Annotated in this window: 11 protein-coding genes and 1 pseudogene; 6 read left to right on the top strand and 6 right to left on the bottom strand. The window is 64.6% G+C overall.

The annotated features are described in order from the left end of the window. Positions 1 to 415, top strand: a pseudogene (locus QBJ92_RS05165) (hypothetical protein); the annotation flags it as partial. A gap of 123 nt (positions 416 to 538) precedes the next feature. Here QBJ92_RS05165 and QBJ92_RS05160 read toward each other — a convergent pair. Beyond that, positions 539 to 1,963 carry an aldehyde dehydrogenase family protein gene (locus QBJ92_RS05160; protein WP_277968614.1) on the bottom strand — a complete coding sequence of 475 codons (1,425 nt, stop codon included), beginning with the start codon at positions 1,961 to 1,963 and terminating at the stop codon, positions 539 to 541. 121 nt (positions 1,964 to 2,084) lie between these two features. Between QBJ92_RS05160 and QBJ92_RS05155 the strand changes: the two genes are divergently transcribed. The 4 genes from QBJ92_RS05155 (at position 2,085) to QBJ92_RS05140 (ending at position 6,095) form a co-directional block, all read left to right on the top strand. Continuing rightward, positions 2,085 to 3,059, top strand: coding sequence for a quinone oxidoreductase family protein (locus QBJ92_RS05155; protein WP_277968613.1), 975 nt, complete (start codon positions 2,085 to 2,087; stop codon positions 3,057 to 3,059). 107 nt (positions 3,060 to 3,166) lie between these two features. Beyond that, positions 3,167 to 3,421 (top strand): GCG_CRPN prefix-to-repeats domain-containing protein, encoded by a 255-nt coding sequence (locus tag QBJ92_RS05150; protein ID WP_277968612.1) that lies wholly within the window; start codon positions 3,167 to 3,169, stop codon positions 3,419 to 3,421. A gap of 167 nt (positions 3,422 to 3,588) precedes the next feature. Beyond that, complete coding sequence (locus QBJ92_RS05145; RefSeq protein ID WP_277968611.1) at positions 3,589 to 5,121, top strand: aminoacyl--tRNA ligase-related protein; 1,533 nt, start codon at positions 3,589 to 3,591, stop codon at positions 5,119 to 5,121. A 302-nt stretch (positions 5,122 to 5,423) separates the two neighbouring features. Further along, complete coding sequence (locus QBJ92_RS05140) at positions 5,424 to 6,095, top strand: outer membrane protein (protein ID WP_277968610.1); 672 nt, start codon at positions 5,424 to 5,426, stop codon at positions 6,093 to 6,095. 123 nt (positions 6,096 to 6,218) lie between these two features. Here the strand turns inward: QBJ92_RS05140 and QBJ92_RS05135 are convergent, their stop codons facing one another. From QBJ92_RS05135 to map, 5 genes are all read right to left on the bottom strand, one after another. Then, complete coding sequence (locus QBJ92_RS05135) at positions 6,219 to 7,718, bottom strand: carbohydrate porin (RefSeq protein WP_277968609.1); 1,500 nt, start codon at positions 7,716 to 7,718, stop codon at positions 6,219 to 6,221. Positions 7,719 to 7,813: 95 nt separating this feature from the next. Then, positions 7,814 to 8,758: a rhodanese-related sulfurtransferase gene (locus QBJ92_RS05130; protein WP_277968608.1), complete on the bottom strand. Its 945-nt coding sequence runs from the start codon at positions 8,756 to 8,758 to the stop codon at positions 7,814 to 7,816. A gap of 151 nt (positions 8,759 to 8,909) precedes the next feature. Continuing rightward, positions 8,910 to 10,331, bottom strand: a complete 1,422-nt coding sequence (gene glnA / locus QBJ92_RS05125; RefSeq protein WP_277968607.1) for a type I glutamate--ammonia ligase — start codon at positions 10,329 to 10,331, stop codon at positions 8,910 to 8,912. A gap of 135 nt (positions 10,332 to 10,466) precedes the next feature. Next, the gene (locus QBJ92_RS05120; RefSeq protein ID WP_277968606.1) at positions 10,467 to 10,805 is read right to left on the bottom strand and encodes a P-II family nitrogen regulator; all 339 of its coding nucleotides are present in this window, start codon (positions 10,803 to 10,805) and stop codon (positions 10,467 to 10,469) included. A gap of 201 nt (positions 10,806 to 11,006) precedes the next feature. After that, on the bottom strand, positions 11,007 to 11,831 hold the full coding sequence (gene map, locus QBJ92_RS05115) for a type I methionyl aminopeptidase (RefSeq protein WP_277968605.1): 825 nt from the start codon (positions 11,829 to 11,831) through the stop codon (positions 11,007 to 11,009). 64 nt (positions 11,832 to 11,895) lie between these two features. Between map and QBJ92_RS05110 the strand changes: the two genes are divergently transcribed. Beyond that, entirely contained in the window at positions 11,896 to 12,651 is a 756-nt protein-coding gene (locus QBJ92_RS05110) for a competence/damage-inducible protein A (protein ID WP_277968624.1), read from the top strand. The last annotated feature ends 11 nt before the right edge of the window (positions 12,652 to 12,662 follow it).

The raw sequence follows: 12,662 nt of genomic DNA, 5'->3' as shown, positions 1-12,662 counted from the left end.
CGTCGATCTCGGCCTCGTCTGCTTCGGCGACGGGTCCAAGACCGGGCTCGCGAGCGGGACCACCTGGACGTGGAACCGGGACCGCGATCGCTATGAATATGGCACCTACAACACGACCCGGACCGAAGTGTTCGACGCGTCGCTGATGGTTCAGACCTGGGGCGGTGGCGGGCGCATCCGCCTGCCGCGGTCGCTGATTCCACCGATCAACTCGCGCGGCAACAACGGCTGGTGGGATCTCTACGACGTGTCGATCGGTCCCGACGTCATCCGTGGCACCTACCGCCTCAACGGCCTTAACAAGCCGCGCGTCATGATCGATCGGCGGAGCGGTCGAATTACCGTGCAGGGCACCGCCGACTACGGGTTCCGCGGCACCTGCGACATGATCGGTCACGAACCGCGCAGGTTCTAGGCGCGTCTCCTAAACGGAACGAGGGTCGCATCCTGGATGCGACCCTTCGACCTGCCGGGCTCGCGCTCCCGCGCCACGCGGCGGTCGCCCCGGAAACCTATGGCGCTGGCGGGAGCAGGCGCCTTAGCCCGGCTCTCCGACCACGGTCTTCACTTCCATGAAGTCTGCCAGCCCGAACTTCCCGTTCTCGCGGCCATTGCCCGATTGCTTGTAGCCGCCGAACGGCGCGTTGCCGTCGGGGCTCCACGAATTGATCGTCACCAGTCCGGCGCGCAGCCGCGGTGCGACCTTGGCGGCGGCGGCGGGGTCGCCCGAGATCGTCGCGGACAGGCCGTAGGGCGTCCCGTTGGCGATCTTCACCGCCTCGTCCTCGGTCTCGTACCGCGTGATCGTCGCCACGGGGCCGAACACTTCCTCCTGCGCGATCCGCATGTCGGGGGTCACGTCGGCGAACAGCGTCGGTTTGATGAAATAGCCGACGTTGCGGCCATCGGGACGTCCCGTGCCGCCGGTGACGAGCGTCGCGCCTTCGTCGATCGCGGACTGGATCAGCCCCTGGATCTTGTCGAACTGCGCCTTGTTGACGACCGGGCCGATGTGCGCACCCATCTGCGTCGGGTCGCCGACCTCGGTGCCTTCCATCATCGCCTTGACGATCGCGGAGGCCTCCTCGACCTGGCTGGCGTGGACCAGCAAGCGGGTCGGCGCGATGCAGCTTTGCCCCGAATTGGCGAGCACGCCCTGCACCGTCGGCGGCAGGACCGCACCCAGATCCGCGCCCTTCAGCACGAGGTTCGCGGCCTTTCCGCCGAGTTCCTGATGCACCCGTTTGACCGTCGCGGCGGCGGCCTGTGCGACCGCTATGCCTGCGCGAGTCGATCCGGTGAAGCTCACCATGTCGACGTCCTTATGGCTCGACAGCGCGTTGCCGACCCCCGCACCGTCGCCGTTGACGAGGTTGAACACGCCCTTCGGCACGTCTGCCGCGTCCAGGATCTCGGCGAGGATCATCGCGCAACCGGGCGATTCCTCGCTGGGTTTCAGGATCATCGTATCACCCGCCGCGAGCGCGGGGGCGACCTTGGCGGTGACCTGGTTGAGCGGCCAGTTCCACGGCGTGATCATCGCGACGACGCCGAGCGGTTCGTGAACGACCTTCGATCGGCCAAGCCGTTCCTCAAATTGAAAGGCGTTGAGCGCCTTCAACGTCGAGAGGAAATGCCCAAGCCCAGCGGGGACTTGCGCCGCCATCGCAAAGCCGATCGGCGCGCCCATCTCGCGGCTGACCGCCTGCGCGAGATCGGGGATGCGCTTCTTATATTCCTCGATGATCCGCTCGAGCAGCGCGGCGCGCTCGGCGACCGAGGTCTGCGAGAAGGTCTCGAACGCGGTGCGTGCGGCGGCGACCGCGGCGTCGACATCGGCGGGGGTGCCAAGCGTGATCTCGGTGCACGGCTGTTCGGTCGCCGGGTCGATCACGTCGTGGCGGTGGCCACCGATGCTGTCGACCCATGCGCCGTCGATATAGTGCTTGAGATAGCTTTGCATGTCAGCCTCCACCGCTTTTGAATATGGGGTACGTCGGCGCACTCTTGGCGCGGGCGAAGACGCGTTGCAACCTGAAACCCGTTCGGTACGTTGGCGCGACGACACAAGAAGGTACCAAGGCATGACACGCACCGCACGGATCGAACGCACCGGGGGACCGGAGGTGATCGAATGGATCGACGTCGACGTGCCCGCGCCCGGCCCCGGCGAGATCCGGATGCGCAATACCGTGGTCGGCCTCAACTTCATCGACCTCTATTTCCGCAGCGGAGTCTATCCGGCGAAGCTGCCGACCGGGCTCGGGTCCGAAGCGGTGGGCGTGGTCGAGGCGGTGGGGGAGGGCGTCACCGGCTTGTCGGTCGGCGACCGCGTCGGCACGTTCGGCCCGACCCCGGGTGCGTATGCGCAGGCCCGCAACCTGCCAGCCGCGACCGTGTTCAAGCTGCCCGACGACATTGACGACTGCACTGCGGCGGCGATCCTGCTCAAGGGTTGCACCACCGAGTTTCTCGTCGAACGGTGCGCCAAGGTGCAGGCGGGGCAGACCGTGCTGGTCCATGCCGCGGCGGGCGGGGTCGGGCATCTGCTGGTCGGGTGGCTCAAGGCGATCGGCGCGACCGTGATCGGCACGGTCGGGACCGCGGACAAGGCCGCACAGGCGCGCGCGGCGGGGGCGGATCACGTGATCGTCCACAAGCAGGAGGACGTGGTCGCGCAGGTCCGCGAGATTACCGGCGGCGCGCTGGTGCCGATCGTGCTCGACGGGGTCGGGATGGCGACGTGGGAAACGTCGCTGGCGTGCACCGCGCGGCGCGGGCTGATCGTGAGTTACGGCAATGCCGGGGGGAAGGTGACGGGAGTGGACCTCGGCACGCTCTCGACGCGCGGATCGCTGTTCGTCACGCGGCCGACGCTGTTCAGCTATTACGTCACGCCGGAGGAGCGCGCAGCCGGGATCGAGCGGCTGTACGCAATGTTGCGCTCGGGCGCGATCGCGCCCGTGATCGGGCAGACCTTCGCGCTGGAAGACGCGGTCGACGCGCATCGCGCGCTCGCGGCTGGCGAGACCACGGGGGCGACGCTGCTGACGGTGTGAACCCCGGAAAGGACCGAAGCGGGGCGAACGGAACGCGGGCAAGGCGAGGGCGTTTTTTCCGTCTCCCGAGCAAGGGAGGCGTTGATGCGTATTTCGAGAGGTGCTTCATGAAAAAGCTTCTTGCCGCCGTGTTCGCCGCCGGCATCGCCTTGACCGCGGTCGGTCCTGCCGAAGCGGCAGGCGGATGCGGTCGCGGGTTCCATCCTGGCCCGCGCGGGATCTGCCGCCCGAATGGGCCACCCGTCTATGCGCATCGTGGTCCGCCGCGGGTGGGCTATTATTACCGCGGTCGCGGCTATTGGAACCAGGGGCGCTATTGGCAGCACCGCTATCGGTATCGCAACGGCTGGCGTTATCACTGATCCTTTCAAGCCCCTCCCCTTCAGGGGAGGGGTTGGGGGTGGGGCAGTGCCTCGCAGAGAGTTCGGTTCTGCTGGACGTCCCCACCCCAACCCCTCCCCTGAAGGGGAGGGGCTAGCTCGGTCATCCGGGCTTTGCCGCCGCCGCATTTCCCGCTATCCGCGCGGACATGATCAAACGCGCACTCCCCGTCACCCGCGAGGCCGATTTCTCCGCCTGGTACCAGTCCGTCATCACCGAGGCCGACCTCGCCGAGGAGTCCGGCGTCCGCGGCTGCATGGTCATCCGGCCATGGGGCTATGGCATCTGGGAGCGGATCCAGCGTCTGCTCGACGACCGAATCAAGGCGACGGGGCATGAGAATTGCTATTTCCCGCTGTTCATCCCGCTATCCTATTTCGAAAAAGAAGCCGAGCATGTCGAAGGCTTCGCCAAGGAAATGGCGGTCGTCACGCATCACCGGCTCAAGGCGGATGGCCTCGGCAAGCTGATCCCCGATCCCGAAGCGAAGCTCGAGGAACCGCTCGTCGTGCGGCCCACGTCCGAAATGGTGATCGGCGCGGCGTTCGCGCGCTGGGTCCAGTCGTGGCGCGACTTGCCCGTCCTCATCAACCAGTGGGCGAACGTCGTCCGCTGGGAAATGCGCACCCGGATGTTCCTGCGCACCAGCGAGTTCCTGTGGCAGGAAGGCCATACCGCGCACGCCTCGGCCGACGAAGCGCGTGAGGAGACGCTCAAGATGCTCGAGGTCTACCGCGACTTCTCCGAAACCTGTCTCGCGCTGCCGGTGGTGGCGGGCGAGAAGCCCGAGAACGAGCGTTTCCCCGGTGCGGTCGCGACCTACAGCATCGAGGCGATGATGCAGGACGGCAAGGCGCTCCAGGCGGGCACCTCGCACTTCCTCGGCACCAACTTCGCGCACGCGCAGGACATCAAGTTCCAGAATGCCGAAGGTGTGTTCGAGCTTGCCAATACGACCAGCTGGGGCGTGTCGACGCGGATGATCGGCGGGGTCATCATGGTCCACGGCGACGATGACGGCCTGCGGGTTCCTCCGCGGATCGCGCCGTGGCAGATCGTGATCGTGCCGATGCTGCGCGACCAGCCGGAGGACGCCGCGATCGTCGACTATTGCAAGGCGCTGCAGGCGGAACTCGCGCAGCAGAGTGCGCTCGGCGAGCCGGTGCGTGCGCTGCTCGACCTCAAGTTCGGCAAGACCGCGACCAAGCGGTGGAGCTGGGTCAAGAAGGGCGCGCCGATCGTGATCGAAGTTGGCGGGCGTGACGTGTCCGGCGGCAACGTCTCGGTGATCCGCCGCGACCGGCTGTACCGCGAGGACGGCAAGCTCGACAGCAACGTCCTCGCGCGCGATGATTTCGTCGCGGCGGCGGCGGCGACGCTGGAGGAGATCCAGGCGTCGCTCCATAGCGAAGCGCGATCACGGCTCGATGCGAACATCGCGCGCGCCACCGATTTCGCGGCGATCGAGGCGCATTTCGCAGACGGGGCGAAAAATCCCGGCTGGCTCGAAGTGCAATGGTCGCGGCCGACCGGCAGCGCGCTCGACGCGGTGGTTGCGCGGCTGAAGGCGCTCAAGCTGACGATCCGCAATGCCCCGATGGAACAGCCTTCGATCGACGCGGCGTGCATTTTCACCGGCGATCCCGCGGTAGAGCGTGTGCTGATCGGGCGCGCCTACTGATCCTGTGGTCCGGCCGGGGGGCACCCCGGCTGGGGTTTCCGGCAATGATTCGGAAAAAGACGCTTCCGGTCGTCGCACATCCGGGGCGGCTCATCACATTTGCTCCCCATCATCGCCACCTTTGCGCCGCAGTTCGTTCATCCTGACGAAAGAAAGCGTTGCACAAATGTGACATTTCCGCGTTTCAGATTTTTAATTCTGCCGCGATGCAACAACCTGCGGACAATCTAGTTCAAGTCGCTACGGGACACCCGACGCATCCCCAGGGTGCGATCCAACTGCCAATTACGAGGCTATAACACATGCGTACTCTCAAGCTTGCAGCCGCCGCCGCCGGCGTTCTCTTCGCAGCGCCGGTTTTCGCTCAGGACATGGCACCTGCCGCTCCTGCCGACACCACGATGGCAGCCCCTGCCGACACTGGCCCGAAGGCACCCGACGGCACGCGCGCATTCGGCATTGAGCCGTATGTCGGCGTGATGGGCGGCTGGGAGCAGTTCGACAACGAGCCGAACCACGGTATCCCGCAGGCAGTCAACTCGAACGGCACGCTGCGTAACAACTACCGTCTCGCAGGCGCTCTGGTTCAGGGCGTCGTCGGCTTCAACGTTCCGCTCGGCCCGGTCTTCGTCGGTGCAGAAGGCAATGTCGCAAAGGGCATTTCCGGCAACATCGATTGGGAATATGGCGCAGCAGGCCGTTTCGGCGTTCGCGCTGGCGATAGCGGCATGTTCTACGGCAAGGTCGGCTATCAGTGGGTCAACTTCGACAACTACCCCGCCTTCGTCAGCGGCAACCGTAACGACAAGAAGGTCGACGGCATCACCTACGGCATCGGCACCGAATTCGGTCCGAAGGACATCGGCCTGAACGGCATCACCGGCAACGCAGGCTTCCGCATCCGTGCAGAAGTCAACACCTTCGGTGACTTCCACAGCTTCCGTCCGATGCTGGGCGTGATCACGCACTTCTAATATTTTCCGAATCGTCGGACAGCCTTGAGGGGGCGGGGAATGGCAACATTCCCCGCCCTTTCTTGTTGTGGCGGGGATCGACCAGCGGGTTGGCGGGCGCGCGCGGTTGCGACCAAGGATCGATTACAGCGTCAGCGCAGCCTTCAGCCCGAGGACCACGACGTCGCCCCGCGTACGAACGCCGCCCGGATGGTGGATCCATTGGACGTTGGGCTGAAGCTCCAGCCAGGCGACTGGGGTCAGGCTGTAATAGACTTCAGCGGCATATTCCGCATCGCGCACCGGTGTTCCCGGAATCAGGCGATCGCCGTCGGCGGCACGACCGTTGACGTTGGTCCGCCCGACCGCGACGCCGAGCACGTCCCCTTCGAGCCCGGGCAGTAACCCCTTGTAGAAAATGCCGAGGGTTGCCTGATTGTCGGTCACGCTGGTGGCGCGGTCTGCCTGCGTCACGTTGGCGAAGATCCCCAGCCCGGTCAGCGCCTTGCCGTCCTTCGACGTCCCGCTGAGCTGCTGCTGGATATTGGCATAGACGCCGTACCGCCCGGATCGCTGCAACGGCGCCAGGCCGGTGATGGCGATCGGGCGACGGTTCCGATCGAGCAGCACGTCGTCGCCGTTGGCGGTCGAATACCAGGCACCGACCTTGTACGATCCGACGTGACCGGTGTCGCCCAGCCGGGTCCAGCCCGCTTCCACCGGGATCAGCGCGCCGGTCGCGCCATGCCAGCGCGCGATGAAGAAATTTTTCTTCAGGTTGAGGGGGTTGACCTCATAGGCTCCCAATTGGACATAGCCGCCGCTGCCGATATCGACGTGCACTCGTCCGCCCCATTGGCTCACCGGCCAGTTGTACCAGTAATCGCCGACGAGATTGCCGGGCTGCGCGCCACAGAAGGTCAGGTTCTGGAAGTGGCAGGAGAAGCCCGCGAAATCCGATCCCGGGTTGGTCCGGCCGACCTTCACCTCGATCGTGTCGCCGATCTTCTGTTCATACCATAATTCGGTGACGCGGACGGTCTGGCCGCGTCCGAATACCTCCTGCACCTGCTGCAAGGTGCCGAGCCCAGCGTCGTCGGAGAGGTTGCGTCCGCGGCGCCACGTCAGCGTCGCCTGCACGGTGCCGCCTTCGATCCCGGCGATCTTGGCCATGTCGATCTTGGCGCCGACATCGACCTGGCCGGTTTCGGTCAGCTTCCTGCGCTCGCCGCCAGCGACATTATACCCGCTTTCCGACGCATAGCGCGCGGACACATCAAACCCACGATCCCCCAGCCACGTCCGCGCATGCCGCCAGTCCGCGAACAGACCGGGGGGCGCGCTGCTTTGCGTATCGCCGATTTGCGGCGTGAACAGGATGTTGCGCGGACGCTGAATCCGGCCCGCCCCACGCCGATTGGCGGGCGCGGTGGTTTCGGTGGGTGTATCGGGGCCGGATGGACCGGCGGGTTCGGTCGCGGGTTTCTGGCTGTCGTTGGCGGGCGGCTGGGCGACCGGGGCATCGGCGGCGGGCGGCGGGGCGGGGGCGCCGATATCGACCTGCTGCGCAATGGCGGGCTGCGCCAGGAACAGGGCGGTTGCGGACGTCGCCACGGCAAGGCGACCGAGGTTGGAATACAGCATCGAGGTTCTCACGTACACGGCGGCCGAACACTGCCGCATGCCGCTCAAGCCATGTGCGCGCGCTTTACGCTAGTCCCGAGACGGGAGAAATCGCGTCATTCCTCCGGGGTCGCTGGCGAACTCTCGCGTTTGGGAGCGACCGCACCGACATGCGCCTGCCCCCGCTGCTGCGCCAACCCCACTTGTCGATGCCGCTCGGCATAGGCCGCGCGCTTGGCCGCGTCGCGGGTTCCCGCGCAGGCGGGGCAGGCGACGCCCTCCTCGAACAGCGGCGACGCGCGCTCCTCGGGGGATACGGGCATCCGACACGCGCGGCACAAGGCATGCGTCCCGGGTGCAAGGCCATGGCCGACCGCGACGCGCTCATCGAAGACGAAGCACTCGCCCTCCCAGCGGCTGCTTTCCTGCGGCACCTCCTCTAGATATTTCAGGATGCCGCCTTCCAGGTGAAAGACGTCGGTCAGCCCCTCGGCCTTCAGGAAGGCGGTCGATTTCTCGCAGCGAATGCCGCCGGTGCAGAACATCGCGATCCGCTTCCCCTCCAGCTCGGAGCGATGCGCGCGGGCCCAGGCGGGGAAATCGCTGAAACTGTCCGTCTCGGGGTCGATCGCGCCCGCGAAGGTGCCGACCTTGATTTCATAGGCGTTACGCGTATCTATCACGACAGTATCCGGCGCTTCGATCAGCGCGTTCCAGTCGGTCGGTTTGACATAGGTTCCGGTCCCACCGAGCGGGTCGATCGCGGGTTCGCCCATCGTCACGATCTCGCGTTTGATGCGCACTTTTATGCGGTGAAACGGCATGGTTTCGGCATAACTTCGCTTGAAAGCGATGTCAGAGCAGTCCGGAAGCGTGCGAATATGCGTCAAAACGGCGTCGATTCCGCCCTCGCTCCCCGCAATCGTCCCGTTGATCCCTTCCGGCGCGAGCAGCAGAGTACCCTTGATCCCCTCCGCTTCGCACACGTCGAGCAATGGTTGGCGCAGCGCCTTCGGGTCAGGGAAACGGGCGAAACGATAGAGCGCGGCGACGTGGATCATGCGCGGGCTTTAATAGGTTTCGCGGGGGTTTGGAATGTTGGTTTGCGAATAAGGAAAGGGCGCCCGGATTGCTCCGGACGCCCTTTCTGTGTGTCCCGTCGTGGCAAAGCCACGCCCTCGGTCCTCGCATTGGCGCGGCCGGGGCTGCGTCTTAGTAGCTGTAATACATATCGAATTCGACCGGGCTCGGGGTCATTTCCCAGCGCAGCACGTCATGCATCTTCAGCTCGATGTACGATTCGATCTGGTCCTTGGAGAACACGTCGCCCTTCAACAGGAAGTCGTGATCCGCAGCCAGCGAGTCGAGTGCCTCGCGGAGCGAACCGCAGACGGTCGGAACCTCGGCGAGCTCTGCCGGGGGCAGGTCGTACAGGTTCTTGTCCATCGCCTCACCCGGGTGGATGCGGTTCTGGATCCCGTCCATGCCGGCCATGAACAGCGCCGCGTAGCAGAGGTACGGGTTCGCCATCGCATCGGGGAAGCGCACTTCGACGCGCTTCGCCTTGGGGCCGGTGCCGTACGGAATACGGCACGATGCCGAACGGTTACGCGCCGAATAGGCGAGCAGGACCGGTGCTTCATAGCCCGGAACCAAGCGCTTGTAGCTGTTGGTCGTCGGGTTGGTGAAAGCGTTGACCGCCTTGGCATGCTTGATGATGCCGCCGATGAAGAACAGGCACGTCTCCGACAGACCCGCATAGCCGTTGCCGGCGAACAGCGGGTTGCCCTTGTCCCAGATCGACAGATGCGTGTGCATCCCGGAGCCGTTATCTTCCTTGATCGGCTTGGGCATGAACGTGACCGTCTTGCCGTACGCCTGCGCGACGTTGTGGCAAACGTACTTGTAGATCTGCATGCGATCCGCGGTCAGCGTCATCGTGCCGAAGGTGAGGCCCAGCTCATGCTGACCGGCAGCGACTTCGTGGTGATGCTTGTCGCAGGGGAGACCCATTTCGAGCATGGTCGAGACCATCTCGCCACGGATGTCGACTGCGCTGTCGATCGGCGCGCACGGAAAATAGCCGCCCTTGGCGCGCGGACGGTGACCGAGGTTGCCGCCTTCATATTCGCGGCCGGTGTTGGTCGGCAGCTCGATATCGTCGATCTTGTAATAGCTTGTCGCGTAGCTGTTCTCGAACTGGACGTTGTCGAACATGAAGAACTCGGCTTCCGGCCCGATGAAGATCGTGTCGCCGATGCCCGTGGTCTTGAGATACGCCTCGGCGCGCTTGGCGGTCGAGCGCGGATCGCGCGCGTAGAGTTCGCCCGTCGACGGCTCGACGATGTCGCAGACCAGGATGAGCATCGGTGTTGCGGAGAACGGATCGGTCCACACCGCGTCCAGATCCGGCATGAGGATCATGTCGGACTCGTTGATCGCCTTCCAGCCCTCGATCGACGACCCGTCGAACATGAACCCGTCGGTCAGCTCGTCTTCGCCGACGACGCCCGCGACCATCGTCAGATGCTGCCACTTGCCCTTGGGATCGGTGAACCGCAGATCGACCCACTCGATCTCCTGGTCCTTGATCATCTTCAGCACGTCGTTTGCGCTGTTGCCTGTTTTAGCCATGTCCCCACGCCCTTTCTGGATACGAAAAAATTGCCCGTCCCGGTCAACCGGATGCGGGACTCGTGTTAAGTCCGGAGCTTTACGCTGTCACAAGATGTTGCGTTGCGTCAAACTCGCATTCCGATCGTTGCGCGATCAGATAGCGTCTTCGTTGCGTTCGCCGGTGCGGATCCGCAACACGGTTTCGACCGGAATCACAAAAATCTTGCCGTCGCCGATCCGTCCGGTCTGCGCGGCCGCGGCGATCGCCTCGACGACCCGATCCGCCAGACCGTCTTCGACGACGACTTCGAGTTTTACCTTGGGGAGGAAATCGACGACATATTCAGCGCCGCGGTACAGCTCGGTATGGCCCTTCTGGCGACCGAACCCCTTGGCCTCGGTGACCGTGATACCGCTCACTCCGACCTCGTGCAGCGCTTCCTTCACTTCATCGAGCTTGAACGGCTTGATGATCGCTTCGATTTTTTTCACGCTGAATACGCCTCCCGGAATGTCCGTTTACCTTACAATAACCATGCCAGCCGCGCGAGGGGCCGAAATGCGTGGTTTGTCTACCAATAGCACCGCAGAAAGGTGCTTAACCGGCGCGCAACTGCCTAGCGGGTGCCCGATTTTATGGCACGGTTGAGACGTCAGACAGGGAAGCGGGAGTAAAATTGCTGGGTCGCCCGATCAATAAGGCGGTCGGTCGAACCCGCCCGGGCTGAGCGTGAAGATCTCGCAACCGTCTTCGGTGATCCCGATCGAATGTTCGAACTGCGCCGACAGCGAACGGTCGCGCGTCACGGCGGTCCAACCGTCGTCGAGCAGTTTCACGTCGGCCCGTCCGGTGTTGATCATCGGTTCGATCGTGAAGATCATCCCGGGCTTGAGTTCTGGCCCGGTTCCGGCGCGTCCCGCATGGACAACTTCGGGCGCGTCATGAAACAGTCGCCCGAGTCCGTGCCCGCAGAAATCACGTACGACGCCGTAGCGGTGTTTCTCGGCATGCCGTTGAATCGCATGGCCGATATCGCCGAGGTGATTGCCCGGCTTGGCCTGCTCGATCCCGATCATCAGGCATTCATAGGTCACGTCGACCAGCCGCTTCGCCTTGATCGGCACGTCGCCGACCAGATACATCCGGCTGCTGTCGCCGTGCCAGCCATCGAAGATCGGGGTCACGTCGACATTAACGATATCGCCCGACTTGAGCGTCTTTTCGCTGGGAATCCCGTGACATACGACATGGTTGGTCGAGATGCAGCTGGAATGCGTGTAGCCGCGATACCCGAGCGTCGCGGGAATCCCACCGCGATCGACGATGAAGCGGCGGATCATGTCGTCGAGCTCGGCGGTGGCCATGCCCGGCACCATGTGCGGTACGACCATGTCGAGCGTTTCGGCAGCAAGTTGCCCGGCGGCGAGCATGCCGTCGAACGCATCGCGGCCATGGAGCTTGATCGCGCCGGTCCGGCCCATGGGTGCGTCGGCGGTTACGGTTACATATTCGGTCATGACAATCGATATAGCGCCACCGTCCGGGCTTTGCGAGGGGGCGCCGGGGGGCTATGCGGGCGGGATGACGCATCGCATCTGGACAGCCGCACTCGCGGTGATTGGCGACGAGATCCTTTCGGGTCGCACGCAGGACAAGAATGTCGCGCAAATCGCGACCTGGCTCAACGTCCAGGGGATCCGGCTCGCTGAAGTGCGGATCGTCGCGGACAAGACCGAGGCGATCGTCGAAGCCGTCAACATCCTGCGATCGCGCAACGATTACCTGTTCACCACCGGGGGGATCGGCCCGACGCACGACGACATCACGGTCGACGCGATTGCCGAGGCACTGGGAGTCCCGGTCGATTTTCATCCCCAGGCGGTAGCAGTGCTCGAATCTTATTACGCCGAGCGCGGCGGTCTCACCGAAGCTCGCAAGCGGATGGCGCGGGTGCCCGAGGGGGCGGACCTGATTGAAAATCGCATGTCGGGCGCGCCGGGGATCCGGGTCGGCAACATCTTCATCATGGCCGGCGTCCCGCACATCACCGCCGGGATGCTCGACGCGCTGACCGGCACGCTCGAAGGCGGGTTGCCGGTATTGTCGCGGACGATCGGCTGCTGGGTTGCCGAAAGCGAGGTGGCCGAGATGTTGCGCACCGCCGAGAAGACACATGAGGGCGTTGCGATCGGCAGTTACCCGTTCTTCCGCGACGGCCGGACTGGCGCCAACTTCGTCGTCCGCGCGACCGACGCGGCGCTGGCCGACCGGTGTATCGCCGATCTTACCGCGGCACTGGAGCAATCAGGCCGCACCGTCGTTAGCGACGGTATCTGAGCAGGAGAATG

The sequence above is a fragment of the Sphingomonas echinoides genome, from assembly GCF_029623395.1.
In the GTDB taxonomy this organism is placed as follows: domain Bacteria; phylum Pseudomonadota; class Alphaproteobacteria; order Sphingomonadales; family Sphingomonadaceae; genus Sphingomonas; species Sphingomonas echinoides_A.
Note: the sequence above shows the minus strand (reverse complement) of the source record. Positions and strands in the feature narration are given on the sequence as shown.

Coding starts and splice junctions, on each gene's coding strand:
- QBJ92_RS05140 (WP_277968610.1), top strand. CDS start 5,424: ATGCGTACTCTCAAGCTTGCAGCCGCCGCCGCCGGCGTTCTCTTCGCA.
- glnA (WP_277968607.1), bottom strand. CDS start 10,331: ATGGCTAAAACAGGCAACAGCGCAAACGACGTGCTGAAGATGATCAAG.
- QBJ92_RS05155 (WP_277968613.1), top strand. CDS start 2,085: ATGACACGCACCGCACGGATCGAACGCACCGGGGGACCGGAGGTGATC.
- QBJ92_RS05135 (WP_277968609.1), bottom strand. CDS start 7,718: ATGCTGTATTCCAACCTCGGTCGCCTTGCCGTGGCGACGTCCGCAACC.
- QBJ92_RS05145 (WP_277968611.1), top strand. CDS start 3,589: ATGATCAAACGCGCACTCCCCGTCACCCGCGAGGCCGATTTCTCCGCC.
- QBJ92_RS05150 (WP_277968612.1), top strand. CDS start 3,167: ATGAAAAAGCTTCTTGCCGCCGTGTTCGCCGCCGGCATCGCCTTGACC.
- QBJ92_RS05110 (WP_277968624.1), top strand. CDS start 11,896: ATGACGCATCGCATCTGGACAGCCGCACTCGCGGTGATTGGCGACGAG.
- map (WP_277968605.1), bottom strand. CDS start 11,831: ATGACCGAATATGTAACCGTAACCGCCGACGCACCCATGGGCCGGACC.
- QBJ92_RS05130 (WP_277968608.1), bottom strand. CDS start 8,758: ATGATCCACGTCGCCGCGCTCTATCGTTTCGCCCGTTTCCCTGACCCG.
- QBJ92_RS05160 (WP_277968614.1), bottom strand. CDS start 1,963: ATGCAAAGCTATCTCAAGCACTATATCGACGGCGCATGGGTCGACAGC.